At 42.0% G+C, this 26,394-nt stretch carries 22 protein-coding genes and 2 pseudogenes; 9 read left to right on the forward strand and 15 right to left on the reverse strand.

Features of this window, described 5'->3' with window-relative positions; genetic code table 11:
• Window positions 1-55: 55 nt before the first annotated feature.
• The 9 genes from BM386_RS01955 to BM386_RS01995 all read right to left on the reverse strand — a co-directional run bounded on the left by BM386_RS01955 (window position 56) and on the right by BM386_RS01995 (window position 7,804).
• Complete coding sequence (locus BM386_RS01955; protein WP_091691380.1) at window positions 56-847, reverse strand: queuosine precursor transporter; 792 nt, start codon at window positions 845-847, stop codon at window positions 56-58.
• Window positions 844-1,761, reverse strand: a complete 918-nt coding sequence (locus BM386_RS01960; RefSeq protein ID WP_091691381.1) for a ribonuclease Z — start codon at window positions 1,759-1,761, stop codon at window positions 844-846. Before BM386_RS01960 ends, BM386_RS01955 begins: the two co-directional genes overlap by 4 nt.
• On the reverse strand, window positions 1,758-2,144 hold the full coding sequence (locus BM386_RS01965; RefSeq protein ID WP_091691382.1) for an STAS domain-containing protein: 387 nt from the start codon (window positions 2,142-2,144) through the stop codon (window positions 1,758-1,760). Before BM386_RS01965 ends, BM386_RS01960 begins: the two co-directional genes overlap by 4 nt.
• A gap of 21 nt (window positions 2,145-2,165) precedes the next feature.
• Window positions 2,166-3,104: a phosphoribosylaminoimidazolesuccinocarboxamide synthase gene (locus BM386_RS01970; RefSeq protein WP_091691383.1), complete on the reverse strand. Its 939-nt coding sequence runs from the start codon at window positions 3,102-3,104 to the stop codon at window positions 2,166-2,168.
• Window positions 3,105-3,163: 59 nt separating this feature from the next.
• Window positions 3,164-4,249, reverse strand: a complete 1,086-nt coding sequence (locus tag BM386_RS01975) for a toxin-antitoxin system YwqK family antitoxin (protein WP_091691384.1) — start codon at window positions 4,247-4,249, stop codon at window positions 3,164-3,166.
• 54 nt (window positions 4,250-4,303) lie between these two features.
• On the reverse strand, window positions 4,304-5,482 hold the full coding sequence (locus BM386_RS01980; RefSeq protein ID WP_091691918.1) for an acetyl-CoA C-acyltransferase: 1,179 nt from the start codon (window positions 5,480-5,482) through the stop codon (window positions 4,304-4,306).
• A gap of 92 nt (window positions 5,483-5,574) precedes the next feature.
• The gene (locus BM386_RS01985) at window positions 5,575-6,204 is read right to left on the reverse strand and encodes a hypothetical protein (protein WP_091691385.1); all 630 of its coding nucleotides are present in this window, start codon (window positions 6,202-6,204) and stop codon (window positions 5,575-5,577) included.
• Window positions 6,194-6,838, reverse strand: a complete 645-nt coding sequence (locus BM386_RS01990; RefSeq protein ID WP_091691386.1) for a hypothetical protein — start codon at window positions 6,836-6,838, stop codon at window positions 6,194-6,196. Before BM386_RS01990 ends, BM386_RS01985 begins: the two co-directional genes overlap by 11 nt.
• Entirely contained in the window at window positions 6,839-7,804 is a 966-nt protein-coding gene (locus BM386_RS01995; protein WP_091691387.1) for a vWA domain-containing protein, read from the reverse strand.
• A gap of 143 nt (window positions 7,805-7,947) precedes the next feature.
• On the opposite strand from BM386_RS01995, the gene BM386_RS02000 reads away from it, so the two are divergent.
• The 8 genes and pseudogenes from BM386_RS02000 to BM386_RS02030 all read left to right on the forward strand — a co-directional run bounded on the left by BM386_RS02000 (window position 7,948) and on the right by BM386_RS02030 (window position 15,403).
• Window positions 7,948-10,350 carry a TonB-dependent receptor gene (locus BM386_RS02000; protein ID WP_091691388.1) on the forward strand — a complete coding sequence of 801 codons (2,403 nt, stop codon included), beginning with the start codon at window positions 7,948-7,950 and terminating at the stop codon, window positions 10,348-10,350.
• Between the two features lies 1 nt (window position 10,351).
• On the forward strand, window positions 10,352-11,188 hold the full coding sequence (locus tag BM386_RS02005; protein WP_091691389.1) for a DUF4249 domain-containing protein: 837 nt from the start codon (window positions 10,352-10,354) through the stop codon (window positions 11,186-11,188).
• A gap of 182 nt (window positions 11,189-11,370) precedes the next feature.
• Window positions 11,371-11,742: a BlaI/MecI/CopY family transcriptional regulator gene (locus tag BM386_RS02010; protein WP_091691390.1), complete on the forward strand. Its 372-nt coding sequence runs from the start codon at window positions 11,371-11,373 to the stop codon at window positions 11,740-11,742.
• A 128-nt stretch (window positions 11,743-11,870) separates the two neighbouring features.
• Window positions 11,871-12,479 (forward strand): annotated as a pseudogene (locus tag BM386_RS23870) (M56 family metallopeptidase); the annotation flags it as partial.
• Between the two features lie 213 nt (window positions 12,480-12,692).
• Window positions 12,693-13,004 (forward strand): annotated as a pseudogene (locus BM386_RS23875) (energy transducer TonB); the annotation flags it as partial.
• A 168-nt stretch (window positions 13,005-13,172) separates the two neighbouring features.
• A complete protein-coding gene (locus BM386_RS02020; protein WP_091691392.1) occupies window positions 13,173-13,592 on the forward strand; it encodes an energy transducer TonB in 420 nt (139 codons plus the stop codon).
• A gap of 126 nt (window positions 13,593-13,718) precedes the next feature.
• Window positions 13,719-14,138, forward strand: a complete 420-nt coding sequence (locus BM386_RS02025) for a hypothetical protein (RefSeq protein WP_139235829.1) — start codon at window positions 13,719-13,721, stop codon at window positions 14,136-14,138.
• A gap of 500 nt (window positions 14,139-14,638) precedes the next feature.
• A complete protein-coding gene (locus BM386_RS02030; RefSeq protein WP_170857006.1) occupies window positions 14,639-15,403 on the forward strand; it encodes a 3-keto-disaccharide hydrolase in 765 nt (254 codons plus the stop codon).
• Window positions 15,404-15,452: 49 nt separating this feature from the next.
• Here BM386_RS02030 and BM386_RS02035 read toward each other — a convergent pair whose 3' ends face one another.
• The 4 genes from BM386_RS02035 to BM386_RS02050 all read right to left on the reverse strand — a co-directional run bounded on the left by BM386_RS02035 (window position 15,453) and on the right by BM386_RS02050 (window position 17,610).
• The gene (locus tag BM386_RS02035; RefSeq protein WP_091691394.1) at window positions 15,453-15,866 is read right to left on the reverse strand and encodes a hypothetical protein; all 414 of its coding nucleotides are present in this window, start codon (window positions 15,864-15,866) and stop codon (window positions 15,453-15,455) included.
• Between the two features lie 18 nt (window positions 15,867-15,884).
• On the reverse strand, window positions 15,885-16,271 hold the full coding sequence (locus BM386_RS02040) for a hypothetical protein (RefSeq protein WP_091691395.1): 387 nt from the start codon (window positions 16,269-16,271) through the stop codon (window positions 15,885-15,887).
• A 25-nt stretch (window positions 16,272-16,296) separates the two neighbouring features.
• Window positions 16,297-16,803: a DUF937 domain-containing protein gene (locus BM386_RS02045; protein WP_139235830.1), complete on the reverse strand. Its 507-nt coding sequence runs from the start codon at window positions 16,801-16,803 to the stop codon at window positions 16,297-16,299.
• 135 nt (window positions 16,804-16,938) lie between these two features.
• Window positions 16,939-17,610: a CAP domain-containing protein gene (locus BM386_RS02050; protein WP_091691397.1), complete on the reverse strand. Its 672-nt coding sequence runs from the start codon at window positions 17,608-17,610 to the stop codon at window positions 16,939-16,941.
• Window positions 17,611-18,176: 566 nt separating this feature from the next.
• Here BM386_RS02050 and BM386_RS02055 point away from each other — a divergent pair.
• On the forward strand, window positions 18,177-23,588 hold the full coding sequence (locus BM386_RS02055) for a CHAT domain-containing protein (RefSeq protein ID WP_091691398.1): 5,412 nt from the start codon (window positions 18,177-18,179) through the stop codon (window positions 23,586-23,588).
• A 15-nt stretch (window positions 23,589-23,603) separates the two neighbouring features.
• On the opposite strand, the gene BM386_RS02060 is transcribed toward BM386_RS02055, so the two are convergent.
• Window positions 23,604-25,178, reverse strand: coding sequence for a glycoside hydrolase family 99-like domain-containing protein (locus BM386_RS02060; RefSeq protein ID WP_091691399.1), 1,575 nt, complete (start codon window positions 25,176-25,178; stop codon window positions 23,604-23,606).
• Between the two features lie 306 nt (window positions 25,179-25,484).
• Entirely contained in the window at window positions 25,485-26,024 is a 540-nt protein-coding gene (locus BM386_RS02065; RefSeq protein ID WP_091691400.1) for a GNAT family N-acetyltransferase, read from the reverse strand.
• Window positions 26,025-26,394 lie beyond the last annotated feature (370 nt).

The following is a 26,394-nucleotide window of genomic DNA, read 5'->3' on the forward strand; positions in this document are numbered from 1 at the left end:
TTTCCAGAAGGAGTTAATCTTCCAATCTTCCAATATTTCAATTTTCCAATCTCAATCACAAAAAAGCTTTATCCTCACTCGCTTCTGCTGTCATTTCCGCAGCCAAGGCTTTGCCGAGGTATTTATCAATAACTCCATGTGCTAAATATAGTAGGGGAGTAAGGGCAATAGCCACAGTCATTTTGTAGATGTAATTCATGATTCCCACTGCGATGATCTGGCTGAAACTCCAGTTACCAAACACATAAAACGCGATGCCCAAAACGACAAAGGAATCAATAAACTGAGACACCAATGTGGAACCAGTAGCCCTGAGCCAAATTTTATTCTCTCCAGTCACTGCTCTCAGCTTTTGAAATACATACACATCGATCAGCTGACCGAGCAAAAATGCAGTGAGTGATCCAATTATGATTCCTAATCCCTGACGGAAAATCGTATTGAAGGCGTAGCTGATATTAAAACTTTCCCCATCGGGAGTGGTCGAATTTACATCAAGCCAAAAATCCGCGGGTGTCAATGCTGTGACTACACTAATTACTATAAATGCATAGGCAATCAGCCCAGCCGTCAAAAATGAAATTTTTCTCACTCCCTTCTTACCAAAATACTCATTGATAATATCGGTAGTAATAAAGACTACAGGCCATATCACTGCCCCAGCAGTCAGGTTGAAATCCAATAAGTATTCTCCAAAGAAAGTCCAGTTAACAGGATCAAAACCCAAGGTTTTTTCCGCAGAAAATATCTTCACCCCGATGATTTCTGCCAAAATAGCATTGGTCAGGAAGATGCTTCCCAGAATGATAAATAGGTTAGTTTTTCTGGAGTTTTGAGACTTGTTCATAGTGCATAGGTTGAGCCTTCTTCACTTAAGATGGAATTTTCAAAAATTGTTTTTGCTTCTTCCAATAAAGGCTCAAGATGCACATATCGGGAGGAGAAATGACCTAGAAGCAACTTCTTCACATGACTCATTTTCGCTATTTCGGCAGCTTGTTTGGCTGTGCTGTGATAGGTCTTAGCTGCACGTTCAAGGTTATCTTCCATAAAGGTGGACTCATGATAAAGCAGATCTACATTTTTGATGTATTGCTTCAACGCTGGATTGTAGATCGTATCTGAGCAATAAGCGTAGGAGCGGAGTGGGGGCAAAGGGTGCGTGTAAACTTTTACTTTGTAAACTTTTCCTTGCTCATCTTTATAATCTTCCCCTTGGCGAAGGGACTGTATCGCCGCAAGAGGCACTTCACTCTGTTGAAGTTTCTCTTTGACCATACTTCTCAGCCCATGTTTTTCTTTGACTAAAAAACCTGTCGTAGTCAGCCTATGTTTTAATGGAAAGCTGAAAACTTGGTATCGGGAAGTTTCAATGAGAAGGTTTAATCCATCGTCATGTGTTTCCACAAAATTCAGAGGATAGGGCAATTTGGTATTGCTATATCTGAAGTTAGTGGTGATGATTTCATCCAATCCCTTTGGTCCATAAATGGTCAGGGGAGTAGTTCGCTTTCCTAAACTGTAGCTAGAAAGCAAGCCAATTAAGCCATAATAATGGTCTCCATGGAGATGTGAAATGAAAATACTTGAGATTTTGGAGACCTTGACCTTATAGGCACGAGCCTGAAGCTGCATCGCTTCTCCACAATCCAGTAGCAAAAAATCCTGCCCAAATCTAACGACTTGGGCAGTATGATGCCTTCCATGCACAGGGATGGAAGATGTGTTTCCTAATATGGTGACTTCAAAGTCTGGTATCAACCTTCCTCCTCTTCTTCTTCCTCCTCGCCATTTTCGATAGCATGCATAAAGATTGCTTCACTCGCTTCTTCAAGAGAGCTTACCAAGTTCAGCTTTTTGTCAAGCATGGAGATTTTCAAAAGCTTCATCACATGATCCTGAACACCGGAGATGATAAATACACCACCGTTTTTGCCAAACTCACGATCTCCTACCAAAAGCGCACTAAGTCCTGAAGAATCTACATATTTCACTTCGCTCATGTCCAAAACAAGATTTTCGAAGCCTTCAGCATGAATCGTCAACAATTCAGACTTCAAAACTGGAGCAAGTAATGAATCCAATTTCTCTTCCTGTGGAGTGAAGATGACGTACTGTTCTTTTTTATCAATTGAATATTTCATAGTGTAAGTTATATTGGTCTTTTAGCCTAAATGTGAAAGAATTGCTTTCTCTATTCTAGACTCAATTTCTGTTGTATTTGCTTTTTGGAATTTTTCTCCTGTGATTTTTTCGAAGAGCTCAATATAGCGATCAGAGATGCTTTCTACAATTTCATCAGTCATTTCTGGCACAGATTGTCCATCCTTACCCTGAAAGCCATTTGAAATCAACCACTGTCTAACAAATTCTTTGGAAAGTTGTTTCTGTGCGATACCCTTTGCTTGGTTTTCTTCATAGCCATCAGCATAGAAGTAGCGTGAAGAATCCGGCGTATGGATTTCGTCGATCAGGAGAATTTTATCTCCAACTTTTCCAAACTCGTATTTCGTGTCCACCAGGATCAGTCCCATGTCATTCGCCATTTCCTGACCTCTTTGAAATAAGGCTCTAGTGTACTTTTCGAGTTGCACATAGTCTGCTTCACTTACGATTCCTTGTTTTAAAATTTCTTCTCTGGAAATATCTTCATCGTGGCCTTCGTCAGCCTTGGTAGTAGGAGTGATGATAGGCTCAGGAAAAGGATCGTTCTCATGCATATGCTCTGGCATTGCTACTCCACAGATCATTCGCTTTCCAGCATTGTGTTCTCTGGCTGCATGACCTGACATGTATCCACGGATCACCATTTCTACCTTGAAAGGCTCGCAACGCGTCCCGATCGTCACATTTGGATCTGGAATAGAAGTGACCCAGTTTGGGACGATATCTGATGTTGCCTGAAGGAACTTGGCAGCGATCTGATTCAACACTTGTCCTTTGTAAGGAATAGGCCTAGGAAGAACCACATCAAATGCGGAGATTCTATCAGATGCCACCACAACCAATTCTTTGTCAAACATATAGACATCACGAACTTTACCTTTGTAAAATCCTTGCTGTCCAGGGAATTGAAAATGGGTTTCTTTGATTGCGTTACTCATCCTTTTATCGTTTGGGCAAAAATAGAAAAAGCTTTGCCTTTCTTCTCTTTCGAGCTCTATTATTTATCTGTTTTGTTTCCGTATTCGTAGGTTTCACTTTTTATGAGACTTTCTTCTTCATCGAAGTATTCGCGCTTTCCGTGCATTTTTCCTGCTTGAAAACGCCTGATTTCTTCTAAGGAACCATCTTCTCTGAATATTCTCACTTCTCCCTCAGCTTCATTGTTCACATAATTCACTGCAAAAAATACTGTCCCATTTTCAAAGTAGTTGATTTCTAAAACCAAATTCCCATCCTTATCAAAGGACTTTTTCTGCTCGATTTCCCCAGAAGGATAATACTTTTCGATCGGTTGAGTTGGGATTCCTTTTTTGAAAATCGCTTTCTCACTAACCTTCCCATTTTCATGGTAGGACAGTAATTCTCCATCCTCAAATCCCTTTTTGTAATTCCCTCTTCTCTGGGGTGAACCGTCTGGATAGTTCAATTCATAGACACCATCCAAAACTCCATCAGAATAATCTATGACAGATAATACCTGTCCATCTTCATAGTATTGAGTTTCTCTTCCATCCAAGTCTCCGTTGGAATAGGTGGCAGAAACGATCAGCTGTCCATTTTCATAAAATTCTTCAAAAAGGCCATCGTATCTTCCTTCCGTGAAATTTACCTTCGAGGCCTGTTTTCCAGATTCGTAAAAGGTTTCACTCAACCCATTAGGCTTGTTCTTTGCAAAAGTGGTTTTGTCGCTAATCTGTCCGGATTCGAAATAGGTAATTACCTCTCCTTCGATCTGATTAGCTACATAGGTGGATACTTGTTTTGGATTTCCATTAGGAAAAAAGCTCTTTGCAACGCCCGATCTGATATTGTCAATAAATGGAGTGGTTCTTATTGTGTCTCCAGTTCGAGGATCCAAATCAGCAAAAACTCCATTTCGTTGACCATTTTTTAATTCACCGATTTGAATAAGATTCCCTTCTTCGTCAAAGCGTTTGATTTCTCCGTTTGCCTGACCATTCAGCCTAAAATATAACTCCTTGATGATAGTCTCTTCCTCGTCATAATAAGTACGAATAGTATCCTGAGCCAATGCAGTGTTGGCCATAGTGCAGAAAAAAGCAAGCAGGAAGAGTTTGTTCATAGGATAAAAGAAACCTCAAGACAAATTGCCCTGAGGTCTTTGATGAGTTTTGGTTTACATTTTTTCGATGACCAAGGCTGATGCTCCTCCACCGCCATTGCATATTCCAGCAACGCCGAACTTGCCATTTTTTTGGTGTAATACCGAGTTTAATGTACTTATAATTCTAGCACCAGAGGCTCCAAGTGGATGTCCAAGAGAAACAGCACCGCCAAAGACGTTTACTTTGTCATTGTCCAGATTTAATTCTTGTTGATTGGCCAAAGCCACAGCTGAGAATGCTTCATTGATTTCATAGAAGTCAATATCTTCAGCAGTCAGTCCTGCATGTTGAATTGCCTTTGGGATGGCTAGAGCAGGAGCTGTGGTAAACCAAAGTGGATCTCTTGCCGCATCTGCAAAACCTCTGATTTTTGCCAATGGCTTTAAACCTAGCTCCTCAGCTTTTTCTTTGCTCACCAAAACCAAGGCGGAAGCTCCGTCATTCATGGTAGAAGCATTCGCAGCCGTGACAGTTCCTTCTTTATCAAAAACAGGTCGAAGGGAAGGGATCTTGTCAAACATCACGTTCTTATATTCTTCATCCTCATCGATGATGATTGTTTCACCTTTTCGGCCTTTCATTTCCACTGGAACAACTTCATCTTTGAAGTAACCTTTGGCCCAGGAGTCAGCGGAACGCTGGTACGACTGAATCGCGTAAGCGTCCTGAGCTTCGCGGGAAATATTCATTTCCTTGGCAGTGTTGTCTGCACAGTTTCCCATCGGGAATTTATTATAGACTTCGAAAAGGCCATCTTTCACCAAGCCATCTACGAATTCGGCATTGCCATATTTGTATCCAAACCTGGCTTTTGGGACATAGAATGGCACATTGGACATGCTTTCCATACCACCAGCAATGACTACGTCATTGATTCCTAGCATAATGGACTGAGCACCAAGCATGACTGCTTTCATTCCCGAAGCACAAACCTTATTTACAGTTGTACATGGGACATTGTAGCCGATTCCAGCGCCTATAGATGCTTGACGCGCAGGAGCTTGTCCAAGATTGGCGGAAATTACATTTCCCATAAAAACTTCCTGAACAGCTTCTGACTTTACTCCGGCTTTTTCCAGTGCACCTTTGATGGCGATGCTACCCAATTCTACTGCTGTCAATCCAGCTAATTTTCCACCAAAACTCCCCAAAGGAGTTCTAACGGCCGAAACGATATATACTTCTTTGATCATGTTTATTTGGGTTTTATAATGTTAGGTGTCCGATGTCGGATGTCCGGTGTAGGAAACATCGGGCACCCGACATCCAACACCAGGCATTCTTACCAATCAGGAATACCTCTCTTCGGTCTCTCTGTGGCCTTTTTCTTGTTTTGCTGTATGTAGCGTAATTCTGCAGCATTCATACTTTCCAGGATTTGCGCGGCTTGCTCAGGGGTTAAGTTCATCGCTTTAAGCTTTTCTTTGAACTCTTCCATGGCCTTTTGCTTATCTGCTAGATTGGCGTCCTTCTGATCGTTGGAATTCTCGCCTGGTTTGTCCTCGCTTTGCTCTGAAGGATCGCCAGATTGAGATTCTTTGGCTTTATCCTCATCGGTTTTTTCGCCATCCTCCTTTTGCTCTTGCTGGTCACCATCCTCTCCTTGTTGGGAGTTATCTTTTTGATCCTGCTTTTCTTCTTGGTTTTGCTGGTCTTGATTCTCCTTATTTTCCTGATCCTGCTTTTCTTGCTCTTCCTGCTCTTTCTCCAACTTTTCCTTCAACGCCTGTAGTTTGGCATCGCCAGGATATTTGGTCAGCCCATCATTTACAGTTGCCAATGCCTGGTCCTTTTCAGTTTTGACATAGGATCTCGCGGCGCGATTGAAGTATTCGCCAGAAGTTTGTGCTATGCTGCTGGAAAGAGTTAAGGTGAAAATAAATCCCAGTAGTATTACTATTTTATTGTTCATCGATTTCAGTGATTTCTTGAAGACTCGTCATAAAATCTTGATAGGCATCAACGGTTTCATCTTGAAGTCTTGCTTCGTTCATTAGGTTCAACGCATCTTTGAAGCGGAATTGTTCCACCATGCGATCTGCCTCTGCCTTTTTACGCTTCGCAAATTCCGATGGTTCTGGTTTGTTTTGGTCTTCATTCTTGCGCTCTTCGTCACGTTCCAGCCATCTTGCCAGCAATTCATAATTGTATCTGGCAACTTCGTTATTCGGATCCTGAATCAAGGCAGATTTGAATTTGGAGAGGGCAGGCTCGTACTCCTTTTTATCACCTAATAATACGCCACCTTGGTTGTAAGCGAAAGAGGCGAGCATTTTATTTGGTGCAATAGAAGCCTTGTCATAATAGCCTGTAGCTTCATCTACTTTTCCAGCAAATTGGCTACTCAGCCCAAGATTGTAATCCAGCTTCGGGGAAGCATAGCCAAACTCATCCACCAAAATCAGATGATTGGTGATAGACTGCTCGTATTCGGCTTTGGCATAGCTTTCTGCTGCCAAATCAATGGCGGAATTCAACCTGGAAACTCGTGTCCATGACGCAGGAACCAGAAGAAAAAGGGCCAATGTTAGCTTACTCCAGCTCATTTATAATTTGATAGTTTTGATCGGTAAAATCATGTCCAGCATAGAAAGAACTAAGCCGGCCAATAAGAAATAGAAATATTTATTTGCGGAAGCTTCCACCACTCTGGATCCTGTTACTCCACCTTCTACTCGTTCTATTGCGGCAGTTAAATCTCCAATTTCCTGCACTTCATCGGATATCTCAAAATAGGCACCATTGGTCTCCGCTGCTATTTGCTGAAGCGGTGCACGGTCAAGAACAGTTTGGGCAGGTTTGCCAGTTTGAGGATCAATGACCAAACCATTTCCTCTAGGAATGCTACTACCACCTTTCGTTCCAATTCCTAAGGAAAATACTTTTATTCCTTCGCTATTCAGCCTGGAACCAATTTCATCCAGATCGTCCCCAAAATTCTCTCCATCGGAGATCAAAATGATGGTTTTGGACTTCACTTCCTGACTTTCATCATTCAAAAATCTTTCCTCAGCCATTCTTAAGGGGCCGTTAAGATCAGTCCCGAAATTTGGAACCAAGCCTGTATTCAATCCATCAATGTAAAGTTGCAAAACACTTTGATCGAAAGTAAGCGGACATTGCATGAATGCTTCGGAACTGAAGATGATCAAGCCTATTCTATCTGAAGGAAAACTTTTTGTTAAGTTTTTTAATTCAAACTTAATGCGCTGAAGTCGGCTGGGACCAATGTCCGTAGCATTCATTGACTGTGATAAATCCACAGCGATGAAGATGTCCTTGCCTTCTTCCTGGATTTCTTTCAGGGAAGTTCCTATGGAAGGACCAGCAAAAGCTATCAGGAACAACACAAAATAGACGGTGCGAATGACCACCTTAGTGAATAGCCTGCGCTTTTCTACGACCAGTTTTTGATTGATCCTCCAGTAGCGGAATAGGTAAATAAAATACAGCAAGCCGAATATGCCGGCTAGCAAGAGGGTGAGTTTTACGTCCGGATATGCCCAAATCATAGCCTGAAATTATAAAATAAAGATTACTTTAAAAGCGAGAATGCTATAAGTGGTGAAGGTAAATTCAAATGTTATTAATAATTAACAAACATTAATTTTTTTGAATCGTCTAGTTTTGAGTTTACAATTCTAATTAACAAAGGATGAAGCCAACTGGCAAGCGTAGCAAATTCATTTTACTTTCTTTTTTTGTTTTACTATTAACCACGGCCAGAGCTCAGGAAAACGGCTTTTTCTCTGCTGAGGTGCTTGACGTAACAAATACATCACCACTCCCTGGAGCAAGCGTCTATTGGGAAAATGACATTTCTTCCGGCGTGGTATCCGATATTGATGGAGTCTTTCGGATCAAAATCAAATCCCTGCCCGCTCGCTTAGTTGTTTCTTTTATTGGTTATGAAACCTCTATTCGCGTCATCGCCGAGAAAGACTTGGGAAAAACACAGCGTTTTTTCCTCAAACCTGAAGATATGTCTCTTGATGAAATCATCATTCAGGAGCGCAGGCCTGATGAGCAAGTGCGCAATATGGAAACCGGAAAAGCAACTATCCCAATTGCTACAATTAAAAATATCCCCGCCCTTTTCGGAGAAGTGGATTTGCTCAGAAGTTTGCAGCTGCTTCCCGGCGTTCAGACCGCTGGGGAAGGAACTACAGGGTTGTTCGTGCGGGGAGGTTCGGCAGATCAGAATTTGGTGCAGTTGGACGGTGCGCCTATTTACAATCCCTCCCACTTTTTCGGATTCTTTTCTGTTTTCAACCCAGATGCTTTGGATCAGGTGGAGCTTTACAAAGGGAATATGCCAGCTTCCTTCGGTGGGCGACTTTCAGCCTTGATAGATGTGACTTTGAGAGAAGGCAATACTGAACAGATCCATGGAGAAGGCGGCATAGGGAGTATTTCTTCCCGTTTGACCTTAGACGGCCCCTTATTTTCGGACAAATCCACCTTTGTGATTTCCGGTAGGAGGACTTATGCGGATTTGTTTTTGAAACTTTCGAATGACGAAGACCTTAGAAACAACAAGCTTAATTTTCATGACTTAAGTGGAAAACTGACGTTTCTTTTAAGTGATAAAGATAAGTTGACGATTTCCAGCTATCAGGGAAGTGATTTTCTGGGACTCGATGATCAATTTGGTTTGGGTTGGACCAACTGGATTTCCTCAGCTCAGTGGAGTAGAAATAGTTCCGAAAAACTGTTTTTTGATTTACAGGGATATCATTCCCGCTATAATTACCGGGTGGAGTTTGATGATCCAAGTTCTGGGTTCGAGTGGAGAAATAAACTCTCTGAAACCGGAATGAAAGTACAATGGACTTTACTGAACAGTTATAAAGTTCAAAGCTATTGGGGATTCCAAAGCCAGTTGTACCATTTTGCGCCGATAGAATTAAATCCAGCTCCTGAAAGTAACATTCAACCTATTGTCACCAATCCGAAAAACGGTTTTTTGAATAGTGCCTTTGCCGGGATCACTTATGAAATCACTCCCAAACTCAGCACAGAAGCTGGACTTCGCTGGGGATTTTTCAACCAGATCGGAAAAGGAGTGGATTACATCTATGAAGGCAATGAGGTAAGCCCTGACTCCCCGGTTGTGGATACGCTGAGCTACAAGACTCTTGAGAATATGAAGTTCTATCAGGGGTTGGAACCTCGAATTGCTTTTCGATACCTAATCAACGATGAGCTTTCTGTGAAAGCCGCTTACAACCGTAATTTCCAGTATGTGCAAATCGCCTCCAACTCTTCAGCCGGATTGCCAATAGATCGCTGGATTTTGGCAGGGACTTATGTTCCTCCGATTCGATCTGATCAGGTTTCCTTGGGTTTATTCAAAAACTTTGATGAGAACCGTTGGGAGTTTTCTGTGGAAGGGTATTACAAAGATTTAAGAAATGTAATTGACCTGCGAAATGGTGCTCAGGTATTGTTTACTGATAATGTGGAAACGGAACTGCTCACTGGAAACGGTTGGTCCTACGGTGCGGAATTTTTGTTGAGGAAAAATATTGGTAAAACCACCGGCTGGTTGGCTTATACCTACTCCAGAGCCTGGCGAAAAATAGATGGTATCTCATTGGATCAAGCCTATAACCCGAGATTCGATAGACCACATGACATCACGTTGGTGTTGAATCATGAGTTTTCACCGGCTTGGTCAGCGGGACTTACTTTCATCTATACTACTGGTCAAGCTGTTTCATTTCCAATAGGAGTGTATGACTTGGACAATCAGTCGGTGCCTCTCTATTCGGATTTTAGAAATGAAGATCGCTTCCCGGATTACCATCGAATGGATGCTTCAGTGACCTGGAAAAATGCAGACAAGGGGAGAAAATGGAAAGGCAGCTGGAACTTTTCTATCTATAATCTTTATGGGAGAAAAAATCCCTTTGCCTATGAATTCAGAGAAATCTACAACGATGATTTTAGATACGATGGCGATGAAGATGGCCCGAAAGTATCTACTAGGCAAGGTATAGTAATGACCTATTTGTTCACGTTTTTACCATCAATCACCTATAATTTCCAATTTTAAGATGAAGAGATTTTGGATTATTCTCCTAGCTGTAGCTGCTTTTTCTTGCCAGGAAGAGGTTGATTTACCACTGGCGACTATTGATGGGGAAGTGCCCGTAATCGAAGCCACTTGGACTGATACACCCTTTTATAATCAGATCGATATTTCTCTGGCGAGAAATTACTTTGACTCTGTAGAAACCCGCGTGGTATCTGATGCCAGTGTATCCATCATCGCCCAGAGTACCTCCCGTGAAATTCCTTTTGAATACAACGTATATTCTGAAAGTTACCTGCCGCTAAACTCAAATGAGACCGCAAAAGTGGGAGAGACCTATCAGTTGCGGGTGGTTTGGGATGATAAAGTTTTCAGTTCCATGGGGACACTTTTGGCTCCGCCTACAGTGGATAGTGTCACTTATGAGTATCAGGAGGATAGGCTTTTCCGGGATGAAGGCTATTATATTAAAGTGTTTGGAGAGATTCCCTTTGAGGAGGATAATTATTACCGAATCAAGGTGATTGAGAATGATACGCTGAAAAATGGAAGGGATGACTATTTGCTTTTTGATGACACGTTTGGGCTAACGTTTTTTGAGGAAGGGCTGGAACTGAATTATTCTTTTGAGGAAGGGGATAAAGTTAGGCTGGAGCTTTATCGTATGAACCAGAGTGCTTATGACTACCTATCACAATTGGTTAATTTACTCTTCAGTGATGGGGGATTATTCTCGCCTCCTCCACAAAACCCGGATACAAATATTGTAGTCGAAAGTGGTGATTCTGATGTTCTTGGATATTTTAATGTTTCTTCCGTGCTCACGAGAACCATTCAGATTGAAGAACAAGAGGAGTAAGCTTGATCTAGGGAAACCCTCTTCTTAGGGGTAATTCTGCAATAGATTAAATAGCTCCACCTGAAGTTTCTGTTTGCGAATGCGCTATCGATCGCATTAAGATTTTCCTAAATATTTCATGTTCTCCGTAGTAATACGAAAAATTCGTAGGATTATTAAAAAATCGTTTTTACCTTAGGGATATGAACGAATTGAATAGCAACGAAGAAAGAATCATGCGCATTTTTTGGAAACTCGAAAAAGCGCTAGTACGCGATGTACTTGATGAGCTGCCAGAGCCAAAGCCTCCTTACACTACGTTGGCTTCTTCCATCAAACTTCTGGAGAAGAAAGGGTATCTGGATCACAAAGCCTATGGTACCACACACCAGTATTTCCCGTTGATCACGCAGGCTGAATACAGCAAGAAAAGTGTGAATCAATTGGTGAAGCATTATTTCGAAGGTTCGGTGGGGAATTTCCTGTCCTTTATGGTGAAGGAAAATAAGATTTCTGACAAGGAAATTGAAGACTTGCAGCGAATGATTGATGACATGGATAAACCTTCAGAATAATGAATCTAATCTTAACTTATCTAGTCGAAGCAAGTATTTGCGTAGGTATCACGGTGTTATTTTACCGGGTTGTGTTGAGTGGGCTTACATTCTTCACATTGAACCGCGTACTCTTGATTGGCATGCTGATGCTTTCTTTCATTATTCCCTTGCTTTCTTTCCAAATCGGTATCACTTCCCTGGGTACTGCGGAAATCACGCTTCCTGAATTCCTGGTGGGTAATCCTGTGACTCGGGATACTTCAAGCTTTACCTGGCAGGAAATTGTCTTTTTGACCTATCTCGCTGGAGTGGTCATTATGGCTGTTTATCTGATGTTAGGCTACTTTACTTCACAGCGTATGATAGGGAAGTCTAAATTACTTCGCTATCAGAATTATTGGATAGCCGTGCATCCCAAATTTATTCCTGCTTCCTTTTTTGATTACATTTTATTGCCGGATTTTGATCCTAATCGGTCTGATCAGCAGCAAATTATCTTGCACGAGTCCGTTCACGTGCGCTTAAAACACAGCTGGGATTTGCTCTTGATCCAGTTTGCTAAAATCATCTTTTGGTTCAATCCTTTGATCTATCAATTTGAAAAATCCCTCAGGGAAGTGCATGAATATCAGGCAGACCGGGGTGTGACTTCTTCCTATTCCAGAAAGGAATATTCTGGCCTTTTGCTTCAGCTGATCACTCGGGGACAAGGCTGGCATTTCATGAACAACTTTAACCAATTTCAAACCAAAAAAAGAATTATTATGATGAGTAAACCACAATCCCAGAAGAAGGAACTACGTAGGTTCCTACTCGCGATCCCTGTTCTGGCAGCTATGTTTTTCGTCTTTTCCTGCGAAATAGCTTCAGAGGAAGAAATGGAAGGGCCAATGATGGCAGGCGAAGTAAAAGAAGTGCAAATCGGTCCGGGTGACATTAGCGCTAGAAAATTAGCGAAAGATGGAGAACCTATTTTTGATGTAGTGGAAGAGCAACCTTCGCCTCCAGGTGGAATGGAAGGATGGAATCAGTACTTGAGTCAAAATTTGACTTATCCTGCCCAAGCCAAACAATTGGGAGTTGAAGGAACTGTAATTGTAGTCTTTGTGGTGAATACTGACGGTAGCATCTCTGATGTAGAAATCCTTCGGGGAATCGGTGGAGGAGCAGATGAAGAGGCTGTTCGTGTGGTAGAAAATGCTCCCAACTGGATCTCTGGAAAACAAAAAGGTAACCCTGTAAATACCAGAATGAGATTGCCTATTCGATTCAAACTTGGAGGAGATGTTCAAGGTGTGGGGAATCCGCAGGTTACACCATCAAATGATTTTCCTGAAACGATCGAAGTTCCAGTTAGGAACTAAGTGTTTTGTTTTGAGTGATCTTGTAAATTATTCAATACTGTAATTACTGAAGTAATTATTGACAACATAACTACACCACAAACTATGAAACTATCAACCCTCAATTTACTACCAAAAGCAACCTCCCTGGTGCTGGCCGCGCTATTTTTCTTCGCTTTTCTCCCCAATCAAACTGCTCAGGCTCAGACAGAGGAAGTACTGACTGAAGTTGATGTGATGCCACAGCCCACGGGTGGGCTCGCAGGTTGGAATACCTATTTGGCCGAAAACCTGAAATACCCGGAAGCTGCTCAGGAAAAGAAAATTGAAGGCACCGTGATCGTTAAGTTCGTGGTGTTGGATAGTGGAGAACTGGATCAAGTTGAAATCCTGCGAGGAATAGGCGGCGGTTGCGATGAAGAAGTATTGCGCCTTGTGAAGGAGGCTCCTAAATGGACACCGGGTAAAAAGGACGGAGAAGTTGTGAATGTTCAAATGAGGCTACCCGTGAGGTTCAAATTATAAAGACTTAAGTTTTAATTAAAGGTGGAAAATGTCCAAAGCTTCTTTGGGCGTTTTTTTTTGTTTATTGGCAAAACAGCTAGTTTAGAGGACTTATTTAGCAATTCTCCCATGAATACGTCCAAACTAGTGCGTAAATTTTCCTTGTCTTCCGCCTTGCTGGTTTTCGTGCTAGGTACTTTTTCATGTAGCGCTGGGCTTGAAGAAAAGCTGGTTGGAGCATGGCAGGGATCTGATTATCTTTTTCAGAAAACAGGTGGGCCAGATATCGTCGTAACCGTAAATGGGGGCATAGAGCAACATCTGAGAAGCAAATTGATCCTTGAGGAAGATGGCTCTTTTCAACGGTTGGTTGGAGAATATGACAATGGCAAAGGCACGTGGAGCGTGCAGGATGATCAACTCATTGCCAGAAACGAATCCGGTGAGGAGGTGAATTACACCCTGATTAAAGTAAGTGATCATGAGCTGATTACACTTCACGGAGTAGAACTAGAAACACCCAGTGGCGTATTGAAAGGCAAAATCAGGTTGTCCTACACTCGCTAACTAGATGGCTATTTGTCATGGACCAAAAATGTAACTGTGTAAGCAAAGAGCAATAGAAGCTTACCTAGCGATACAGGAAGGCCTTAGGACTTAATGTTAGCATAAGTCTCCGACTGCAAATATCAAACAGCAGCGAGAGATCGACTTTGCACCTAAAGATTAGTGTGAATTTAATGATCCTGATAGGATCAAATTTTCCATTGCTATGGGTGAACCCCATGGGTTAGGAAACAGCATGATTTTATAGTTATAATGACCCCGAAGAGGGTCGAACCTTTAGTTTGGGCACCAAGAGAAGCCTGTCTTCTGATCAGGAATGTATTAAGACTCAAACTAACTTGAGTTTGCAACTTAATCCTGCCTAATTCCACTTTCTACGACATCTACTCCATTTCCATTTTTTCACCTTCAACTCCATAAAATCCATCAATGGTTTTTTGATTGAGTTCAAATTGGAGTAATTTATCGCCTCAAGTTATTTTCCCTAAATAATCTATACTATGCAAAAGAGAATATTCTCGCTAGCTATTACAGCAAGTGCTTTGACTTTGAGTTCTTTAGCCAATGCTCAAGAAAAAACTCCTCCGCCTATGAAGCCAGAAGCGACCGAGTTTTATACGCCAGTACCCCCAAAAGTTACCCCAGGTGCAGAAAATACTGCTCCTCCATCAGATGCAATTGTACTTTTTGACGGAACTAGTCTGAATGGTTTTGTGAGTGCAAGAGACGGAAGTCCTGCTGCATGGACTATAGAAAACGGTGAATTGGTAGTCACCAGAGGTAAGGGTGATATTCAGTCCAAGTTGCCTTTTGGCGATGCCCAGTATCACGTAGAATGGTCTGCTCCTACAGAAATCGTAGGTGAAGGTCAAGGCAGAGGCAATTCCGGATTCTTTTTGATGGGAATGTATGAAGTGCAGGTGTTGGACAGTTACGAGAGTAAAACCTATACAAATGGACAGGCTGGAAGTATCTACAAACAGCATCCACCGTTGGCTATGGCACTAAGACCTCCAGGCGAGTGGAACTACTACGATATCATCTTCAAAGCGCCTCGATTTAACAAGGATGGTATTGTGACCTCCCCTGCTACAGTGACTGTGATAATGAACGGGGTAGTAGTTCAGAACCATGTAACCCTAAAAGGTCCTACTGAATACATAGGTATTCCAAATTACAAAGCACATCCTGAGAAGTTACCAATCAAACTTCAGGATCATGGCAACCCGGTGCGATTCAGAAATATCTGGGTTAGGGAGTTGTAAAAAATAAAGGCTTGGAAATTTCCAAGCCTTTATTTTTTGATCTAAGCTTTTAAAACGCCAACGCAGCCAGTCCGAGTTTACTCTTCAGTGGGTTGATAGATTTCAATATTTGTCCTGAATACTTTTTGAATAAATCGTTCCCGAGTAAGCTGGTAAGGAACTTTGTACGATTGTTTTTCAATCCTAAAAAGGCCGCCTTTTTGTCATCGTCAGACTTTCCGCTTTTGCTGATATTCATCAGTTGATCCACAAAGCTGGAATTTTCTTTAGTCAGCTTGTCTTTTTGATCCGAATTTAGTCCCAAGCCATCTGTAGTGTTGAGGATTCCCAGAACCTGCGTGGACAAATCCATCTCTGGGATGTTCATTTTTGGAGTTTTAACAGAAGGAATAGACTGGGCATTTACATTTGAAGCTAAGAAAAAGAAGAGTGCAAAGCCTAGGATTAATTTCAATTTGTTCATCGTAATGGTAGTTTGTTGTTAAATAATAAGAGTTGCCAGTTTATACTTTCTCTTGAAAGGAGCAACTTGTTTTTTGACTTTTTTACGGTAATCCTTCACCGCGCTATCCCCAAGAATTCCTCCTAACTTGGAGTTTTGCTTCTTGGTGAGGTCTGTGATTTTCTTGATTTTGGCATCGTCAGAATCAGAACCTCCGGCAATATCGATTACCTCATCTAAGAAGCCACTGTTACTTTTCTTGAGTTCCTCTTTCTGTGAACTAGTCAGTTCCAGATCGTTTCCAGGCTCAAAGGCACTTAACATATCCTTTTTGAAATCCGGAGATGGCAAAATGATTTTTTGAGCCGAAGCTTGCCAGCTGATTGCTAATAACAGCATTGCGAATAAGAGAGATTTGATTTTCATAAGTAGGGAGTTTAAGTTGAATCGTTTACTTAAAGAGCCCTTTGCCCATATTCATCAGCCCACCCAGATCCAATCCTCCACTTCCACCTTTTCCTCCGCCCATCAGCGAACCCAGTAAATCGCTAGGATTGATATTGCCCTGACCACCCTGTACGGATGAAATCAGTGAAGACATGATATCATTATTATCCTGTGGAGCATCATTCACCCGCTTGTTGAAGAAGTTCATGATCATGGGAAGTGCAGCTGCGGCTATTCCCATTGCTTGCTCTTTGGAGATTCCCAGTTTTTCCATGAGGTTTTGGGAAACGTCTCCCTGCAAATTATTGATTACAGGTGCACTGGGAGAGGTTTCGCCTCCCGAAAACATTTCTTTGATAGCACTCAGATCTCCCGATGCAACCTGCTTCTGCACACTAGATGCAATCGAGTCTTTTAATACTGAGGCCGAAGCTCCAGCCTGGTTTTGATTCATTCCGGCGAGCATTTCCTGTAGCGGGCCTTCCGCCATACTTAACAATTGTTCTAGCATGATTATAAAAGTTTGTTTGGTGTAATTTCAAGAAATAGGAAAAGTAATCCAATAAAAAATATAAAAAATGCAAAAATGGGCAGTCTCAGTTGCTTTTCCATTTCTCACTACTTTTACAAGGAATTAAAATCCGCTTTAGTTTTTACTCCCAAAGCATTGGACGCCCATAAAATAGGGTACATTGTCTGATTCCCTGTTGTTGTAAACCTGAGCGCCACAACCCAATTCCTCAAAATTAGGATTGAGAATACTTTTTCTGTGGGCAGGTGAGCTCATCCAAAGTTGCACCACTTCCCGGGCATAGGTCAAATAGGTATGCGGAAGGATTACTTCCCGGCTATTATTAGCATAGGTGTACATTCCTCCACTTCTGGGAATATTGATTTTCCTTCCCGGCTGATACTGCAAAGCTATGCTTGAGCTAATGTTTTCTCCTATATAGGCTCGGTTTACATTTTCTCTTGCAAATCGCTCCCCAATGGTTTTTTTGCCTTTTACCCTGCTGACATGGGAATAGAAATTATAGCTCACCATATCACTGGCATGCTCTGATGCTACTTTTTCTATTTGATCAGAATACTCAAAAGGTTTCAAGCCATGCTTGACGCGTTCCTCATTGGTGGCGTAAAACATAGCAGCCTGCAAAAGCCCCCGGTCTATTTTTTTGTAATTGATGGTTTGATTAACTGCTGCAAGCTGGAAAAATTGCGATGGTGTGAAGCGATTGTAATCTGAGGGGATCCAAGTTTGGGCAAGCAAATTATTGGCAAATAACAGTAGGGTAAAGGCAAGAAACTGGAATTTCAAGTGTGCGGATTTTTGAAAATGAGAGTTGGATTAATCTTATTTCTAGACGAAAAATTGAAGAGAATATTTTATTTGAAATGGATGAATTTCTTTACGGATAAACGCAATTCTACCAGTAAAAGATAAAAAGCGACTTAAAGTATGGTAAACACTAGCGTTGCTGGTACTTCAGCCTGTCCCGCTCCTGCGGGAGTCTTCGGTCTCCCGATAGCTATCGGGAGGTCTTCTGGCAGGTTGAGCAGAGAAATTTTGGTCACTGGCATCCTTGCGGATAATCATATTACTTATTCACTGCATTTGCAGATAATACATTGGATTACTATTGTTTAAGTATCAGATTATTTGGTGATAATGACTTTTTTTAAACAATAAATTTTAATTTGTAGGGGAGTTTTCAGAATAGGTTTTTCCGTCAGGTGAAATTACAATTCGATTAGTTTTTGAAAATTCAGAGATGATTTTTTCTCATCTCTAGCTTACACATTGGACAGCGTGCTGGCGGTTTAGCATTTCTTTCTTCTCATTATTGACAGGATATTTTATAATTAAACTTATAATTTTTATTTATGGCTACTTTGAAAATCAAGCTGAAAGGACAAGATCATTTGCCATTCATAGCAGGAGAGGATCAGGGCTTTGACCTCTATCAGCTGGATAAAGCTTACACCGTGCTGAGTCCCACCCGTGGCGATGTGCCTGAGCAGACCGTAGAACTCGATGATGATCGTATCATTGAGTTTGAATTTGAAGACGACACGGTATGGATGGGCGATAGCGAGTCCTTACACTCCCTTTTTCCTCAAGAGTTAAAAAGATCGGCTTCGGGAGATGAGCTTTATCTTCCCGATGAACTTGCCTCCGAGTTTCAGGATCGGGGAGTATTCAAAAAAGTAGCCATCAGGCTGGTCAAGATTTTTGTAAAAAAGAATATCATACCGCCTAAAATAAAGGAACTGGCAACCAAGCTGGAAAATAAGCAACTGGCGTTTCCGGGCGAATCCTTTGAAAAAATCGGGCATGGTCTTCTGACCCAATGTTCTACAGCTATTGAGCTGAGTCCCTTGAAATTTGGCCGTGACGGTGCTGCCAAATTGAAGGTCGATGATGCATATGTGCTTCTGCTTCACGGCACGGCATCATCCACCCAGAGTTCCTTTGGGGATCTAGGGAAATCTGATCAGTGGCAAAAACTTTTTGATGATGAGGACAATTCCGGGAAATACAAAGCAGATCATATACTGGCTTTCCAGCATCGGACCTTGACTTCCAGCCCTTTGGAAAATATTCTTGTTTTGGTAAAGAGCCTACCGGCGAATATAAAGCTAGACCTACTCAGCCAATCCCGAGGTGGCTTACTGGCTGAGTTACTGGCAAGGTTCTGTGCCGGTGAGGATAAAATCGGCTTTGATAAGGCCGAAAAGGAACTGTTTACCAAACACAAAAGAGCTAAGGAATTAGAAGATATAGCGGCTATTTCAAAAATCGTTAAGGAGAAAAACATTCAGGTTCGATCGATGGTACGTGTTGCTGCACCGGCTAATGGCACCACACTGGCATCCGGTAGATTGAATATTTACCTAAACGTCACCTTTAATTTGGTTGGCTTGGCAGTGGGGCATGTGGGGAATCCGGTTTTCGTTGCTTTCAAGGAATTCATCATGGCTGCTGTCGCCTGCAAAGATGATGCAGATGTGCTTCCTGGCCTGGAAGCTATGAATCCCAAATCGCCATTCATCAAGGCACTGAATAATCAAGCGACGGAGGTTAAGATAGATTTTCCTTTATTGGTCGTAGGAGGTAGTGCCGAACTGAGTTTTACTTTTAAAACGCTGGTGGTACTGCTGGGTAAGTTTTTCTTTTTGGGAAAAAATGACCTGGTCGTCGATACGGAAAGTATGAAATGGGGATCGCCTCGGAAAGACGATCAAGTAGGGATTTATATGGAGGAAAGTGGAAAAATTGACCACTTCAAGTATTTCTGCAGTCCACAAACCTTAACTGCTATTGCGGCAGGGCTTGCTGCACAACCCGGCAAATTTCCAGCAGAATACACCTTAAGAAGTAACTATGGTACTCGTGGTAGTCTTGGTATAGAACAGGGCTCTTATGTGGCTTCGGAGGTTTCCGGAGACAAGCCGATTTTGATTCTGATCCCTGGGATAATGGGTTCAAATATTGGGAAATCCCCGCAGGCAGCTAATGTAAAAGAAGAACTCATTTGGATAAATTACCTGGGTTTTTTTAGGGGAGGGTTATCCCAATTGAAGCTTGGAGAAAACAATTCGAGTGACCTGAATGCACTTTCTCTAATCAAAACATCGTACCATGATTTGGGTAAAAAGTTAGCGGAAACCTACGATGTGGTCACTTTCCAGTTTGATTGGAGAAAGCCCCTGAAAGACACCGCTGCTGTTTTCGAACGTAAAATAGATGAGCTGTTGAAGAAAGAGCAACCCATCAAAATTGTGGCTCATAGTATGGGGGGCGTTTTGGTCAGGGATTTTATGGTATATTATTCTAAAACCTGGAACAGGCTAAATACTTCAGTTGGGTTTCGGGGAATATTTCTGGGTTCTCCTCTGGGTGGATCTTTCAGGATTCCCTACGTACTTTTTGGCAAGGACAGTTTGATAAAGCTGTTGGGCAAAATCGACATAAGGCATTCTACCAAGGAACTTCTTCAATACTTCTGTGATTTCCCGGGAATTCTCAACCTCTTACCTATAGATCCGAATGGGAAATTCGATTTCTCAGATCCGAAACTCTGGCAAAAAATGAGGACAGCGCATGGAGACGAAGGCTGGCCAATTCCCGATGAGGGTTTGCTGGCCGAGTTTGGTGAGCATCAGCGTAAGATCTGGTCAATAAAGGAGCCTTTGGATTTCAGTAACTTTACCTACATCGCGGGACAAAGCGGTAAAAAGAGTTTTACAGTTTCCAATATGGAGATAGATAAAGGGAAGCTGGAATTTTTTGCCACTCACCAGGGGGATGAGAGTGTAACTTGGGCGTCGGGAATTCCAGGCTCTATGATGGTTAATAATCAGGTTTACTACGCCAATGTCACCCATGGAAGTCTGGCCAAGGAAAAGAATCTTTTCAGGGCCATCGAAGAACTGCTGATTTTTGGCAGTACAAAAAGGCTTCAAAATAGTCTTCCCACCACAAGAGGTGATGAGAAGGAATTTACACCTACCGAGACAGAGATTTTCGATATCAGTGAGGAAAATCTTGTTTCCACCGTTTTAGGTATTGCTGAGCCGGAGGAAATTTGGCAAAATGAAAAGCCAATCTCTGTACTAGTGACCAATGGCGATCTGAAATATGCGCGATATCCCGTATTGGCTGGTCACTTTGAAAACGATGTGATTTTGAATGCCGAAGCCGCAATTGATAAGCATTTGGGAGGAGAATTGGGAAGGCTTTTTTCCTTGGGCTTATATCCGGGAAAAATAGGTTCCAATCAAATAGTGCTCAATGAATCTGCCGCTCACTCAGGCTTTAAAGGAGGGATTATTGTCGGCTTGGGTGTGCAAGGTGAATTATCTAGTTTTTACTTGATCAATTCTGTAGAGAAAGGTGTCGCACGCTACCTCACAATCAAAAAACATCAGGAGTATGGTGCTGGAAATGCAGCGGGCTTTCAGCTCAACGGAATTTCAGTCATTGCCATTGCGAATAATTATGGGGGGCTATCTACAGACAATTCCATACGTGCCATTATCGCAGGGGTGCAGCGGGCAAATAGGAATGTGCAACAAACCTACCAGGGTACCATCCGTGGGATCGAGGAGATTGAGATTATTGAGTTGTATAACGATCGTGCTTTATCTATTCTGAAGACTATTCAAAGACTCAATGATGATGATCAGAAAGATTTCAATATCAGTTTCAAGGAAAATGGTCTCAGATATTGTCTAGGAAAACGCAAGCGTGTTCCGTTTGATTATTCCTCGGATTGGTGGAGTAGAATTACAGTCGTCCACCAGCCAGCCAATGATTTAGACGAGAACTCCATTGATAAATTACGCATGTCGATCACGACCACCGGGGCAAGCGAAAAAATGGAAGCTATTCCGTCCAGCGATCAGACTTTGGACATGTTGCTTCAACAGATGACGGTGGACAATCGCTTCTCCCCGGAAATCGCAACGGCTATGTTTGAACTGCTGGTTCCGTATCAGTTTAAGGAAGAAATCAAGCGACTGAATAATATTAATTGGGTACTCGACCCTTCCAGCGCAGCTTATCCTTGGGAGATGCTATTGGACCATGTGGACGGCGATCCATTGTGTGTCAACATCGGCATGGTGAGGCAATTGACGACCAGCGACTCTAGGGGGAAAATCGCAAAGGTCACAGAAACAACCGCGTTAGTCGTCGGTGATCCTATGTTGGGCGATTTTATGCCGCAACTGCCAGGCGCGAAACAAGAAGCTATCGCCATTGGCAATTTGCTGCGGTCTGAGGATTACCAGATTACAAGTCTGATTAATACCCAGGCCAAGGATATTATACTTGCTATGTTTTCCAGAAATCATAAAATTATTCATTTGGCAGGGCATGGGGTGTTCAGGCATGGTCCGAAAAAATCCACAGGAATGGTAATAGGAAATAATACTTTTCTCACCCCGGGACAAATAGCAGGCATGAGTTCTTCAGCTGAATTGATATTTGTGAATTGTTGCTACCTCGGGCAAGTTGATAATACTGCGGAATTGATGAGTCAGCAAAGCAATAAGTTTGCAGCAAACATCGGAACCCAATTGATCAATAATGGTGCACGTGCTGTGATAGTGGCTGGATGGGCGGTGGACGATGCGGCTGCACTGACCTTCTCCAAAGTGTTCTATGGAAATATGTTTAGTGGATATGGATTCGGTGAGTCAGTAAAACGGGCTAGAAATACCATTTATAAATCAGAAGGTAAACGAACCAACACCTGGGGTGCATTTCAATGCTATGGAGATCCTTTTTACAAGCTGAATGAAGGTGGGCATAGAAGTGATAGGAAAGATGATTTGAGTGTGGAGGAAATTGAAATTGAACTGGAGAATATGTTGGAAATGCTATCAGCCAATGAATTTGACTACGATAGTATCAGTGGCAGAATGGAAAAAGTAAGGACTCAGGCTGAAAGAATAGCCGACAACAATGCAGAAATTCTAGAATTGATGGCTGGAGTTTATGCAGGGTTGATGAATTATGAAAAAGCATGCGCTGGGTATAAGAAACTCTTCTCTACCGAGAATGCGGGCTATTCAGTCAAAGCCTTTGAGCAGTATTGTAACATCCGTGCAAAATTTGCTTTGGCTAATGTAGAAAAAGGTAAACTGGATGCGTCACAAGCGGCCATTGAATTGGATACTGTGATCAAAAAATTGCAGGATTTGACCAGCTTGCTCGGAGAGACTGGCGAAAGAATATCCTTACTCGGCAGCACTTACAAGCGTAAATTGCAACTTTCCTTAGCACAGGAGCTGAAGGTAGATTTGGCAGCATTAGATTCTGCCATTGATGCTTATGAACGTGCCAGCAATAAATGCAAGAATTCGGACCCTTATCCACTGTGCAATTGGTTGATATTGCTACAATTGAAATTTTGGTTGGAGAAGAAACTAAATTTCTCTAAAACTCAGCAGGAAGCAGTCACCGCACTTAATAAATTACTGGAAAATGCCACAAAAAACATAAAGCCACATAATGACTATTGGGCGATTTCACATTATGCGAGTATGTCTCTGACAGCCTATTTTCTTGACCAAAAAGTAAATGCAGATAAGGTAAGTGAAGCCTATTTATTACTCTGGGCAAAAGCAGGGCATAAGGGGCACAAAGCCGCAGAACTGGAACATTTGAAACTGGTCAGCGCTATCTTGGCCAAACTTCCTCCGCAAAAGCAACCTCAAAACAGTGAGAATGAAACATCTCTTTTGGCAGCCGAACTACTAAAAAATTTACTAGATCAGCTCAATTGAAGAAATTAGAAAGAGTTAATTCCCAAAAACCGATTGAATAGCTTCCAGATAATCGAATCCATGCCCTTCGGTAGGCTCGATGTAGTTGCCTTCTAGATATTCGTTCCAGCAGCAGACCATTACGGTGTTTCCGTTGCTGGAACGATATTTTTTGGATATCTGCTGAGCTTCCTTCAGCATAGCAGTAAATGAGTTTTTGTCACTATGTACACGATCTTTCTGAGGTTCACTTGGGAACCCTGAAGGCTGTGGCCATGTACCTCCAGCAGGTCTCATATCCCAGCCCATAGCGGTTGGAACCTGATATTCAAAATCTGGGTCATTTTTAAATTTCTCACTCCACATAGTCCAATGGCCACTGTAGGTCTCCCGCATATCAGCAAATGACTTGTTGTCCTTATTCATAAAGTTGTGATAGACATAAGCTGTCATTCCTTCAAAGCCCATGCTTTTAAGCCGTGGAACATATTCCTGGAGTAATTGGCGCTTTTGATATTCACCACCTTCCCAGGGTTTTGCTGGGTTATTTGCTTTCCAAAGGGTAGGGAGGCCATAGATACGCTCATGTTCTAGCATGGGCCCGGAAGCAACAGCGATGAATTTTATGCCTTTTAAACCTGCTTTTTGAGCTGTTTTCTGCGATAGATCCAGCAGATCCTTCATCTTCAAGCCATAGTAAGCAGCACGGGATTCTGCATCCTGAGGGAAATAAAAATAGACGATAGGCCGGCCGTCTTTTCCTGTCAGGTAATCTCCCCGACTGAAATATTCATCTATCCAGAGTTGGGTGATTTTCTCATGAACTTTGAGGTAAAGAGCCTTGTCGGGCTTTTCCCCTTCATAATTCGCTTTTCTGGCCATCTCTTCCGGTGAACCTATTTTGAGCCAAGCCATCCAGCGCTCATTGCTGTCATCACACCAGTTGATTGCCCATTTCATCTGCTTTTCTTTGGGCAAGCTTGCATTTACGTTCAGCAATACTTCCAGCGGATCACCCCATTCTACCATTCCGGGCACTGCAACCCTACCTGAAATAGCAGGGTCTTTTTTCCAGCCTTTAGGGTAGTAGATTTTTGATTGGGGGGCAAAGTCTAAGTGGTAATAATAATTTCTTCCAAAAAACCAGTCATAGGCAAAAAAGTCAATTCCGTAGCTCTTCATGTATTCTAGCTGCTTCTTGATGACTTCTGGATCATCCCGCTTGTAGAAACCTTTCAGTTCTTTGATTGGCTTTCGGTCTAAATAAGGTCCCTCGTAGGGATATTTTGCATTATAAATCCTTCCTTTTGGTCCCCAGATCCCCGGGTTTTGAATGCTGGAGCAATCTTCTCTTCCAGTCAGGCAAGACCAAAAACTATCCCTATCTATAGCTGGGTCTGGAGAGGTATTCCAGGACGGCATGTAAAAGACCCCGACTAATTCCTCGTCCACATCCTTGTCTTGAACGGATGAAGAGGAATCAAAATTAGCCAAGCTTGAGGCTTGATAAGTAGTTGAGGTTTGTGATTCTTCTGTATTATCTATGAGGTAGAAGATAATTGAGGAAGCCAGTAAAATTGCTAAAAGTGAATAGAGTGCAGACCGAAACATAGTAGCTTTTTTCTAAAAATACGGGATTCCAAATAGATATGAAATAATATAGATATACGCAATTATACAAATAGCCAAAATCCATTAAGCCATGTGTGATCTACTGGCAAATCATTAATTAAATTATATGTATATCCACTTTTCTACCAGTAAGAAGGCAAAAGCAGCATAGGATATGTTAAACCTAAGAATTGAGGTCACTTTAGCCTGTCCCGCTCCTGCGGGAGTCTTCGGTCTTCGGTCATCGGTCTTCCGGCCGGTTGAGCAGAGAAATATTGGTTACTGGCATCATTCCCTATATCCATATTAAATTAAGGTTTTCCTCAATATCTGTATTCCCCGGTACTTTGGTAGCATTTTTTCATAGTCCAAGTGATAGGTGAAAAGCCATTCAAAGCCCATTTTTCTATAAAAACGCTGTGCTTGCAGTTGCGTGTCCATGACTTCAAGCCACATGTATTTTAAGCCTCTTTCTCTGGCGATGGACTCCACCCGCTTCATGATTTGCGCAGCGATTCCCTTGCCCTGATACTCTTTGCTGATGTAGATTCTATGGAGTTTTAAGGAATCCGGGAAGTCGATTAACTCTGGGGATTCTGGATAGCTATATTTCAGAATGCCGATTTTCCAACCCTCATAAAGGACGAAATAATAATGGCTACGGGGATCTTCCAAATCTTTCTGAAAAGCTTCAGGATTATACATTTGATCTAGATACCATTCCCCTGTATCTGACCATATGTGCTTATAAGAGGGAATGTAAATTTCCCGCATCAATTCTAAAAGCTCCGGTTGGTCGGCAATTGTAAGTTTTTGGATGCTGATATCTTCAGTAAGTTTAATCATTGAAATAGGCGAGCGGTGGCGATTAAAGGACGAACGGCAATTTTGGGTGATTGTACGCTGTTAATTCTTATTCAAAGAAATGTATTTCAATTGTCTTGCCAAAATAAAAATGAAGGGATTTCTTATGCTTTTTAAAAGAATAAAATAAAACCACAGCCCCTTTCGAAGCTGTGGTTTTATTCGTTAAGCTGCTTCTCCAGAAGCTGCATTTGAAATAGTTATTTGTTAATCTACTTTTCTGCTTTAAATAAAGATTAAAGCAATATAGGGTTAGATCAACACTACGTTAAAAGCTACTTCGGCCACCCGTCTTCGGTCATCCGAACGGGCGATCAAAGCAATTTTTATCGCTGGTATTTTTTTCGGCCAC

The sequence above is a fragment of the Algoriphagus locisalis genome, assembly GCF_900116615.1.
GTDB lineage: Bacteria > Bacteroidota > Bacteroidia > Cytophagales > Cyclobacteriaceae > Algoriphagus > Algoriphagus locisalis.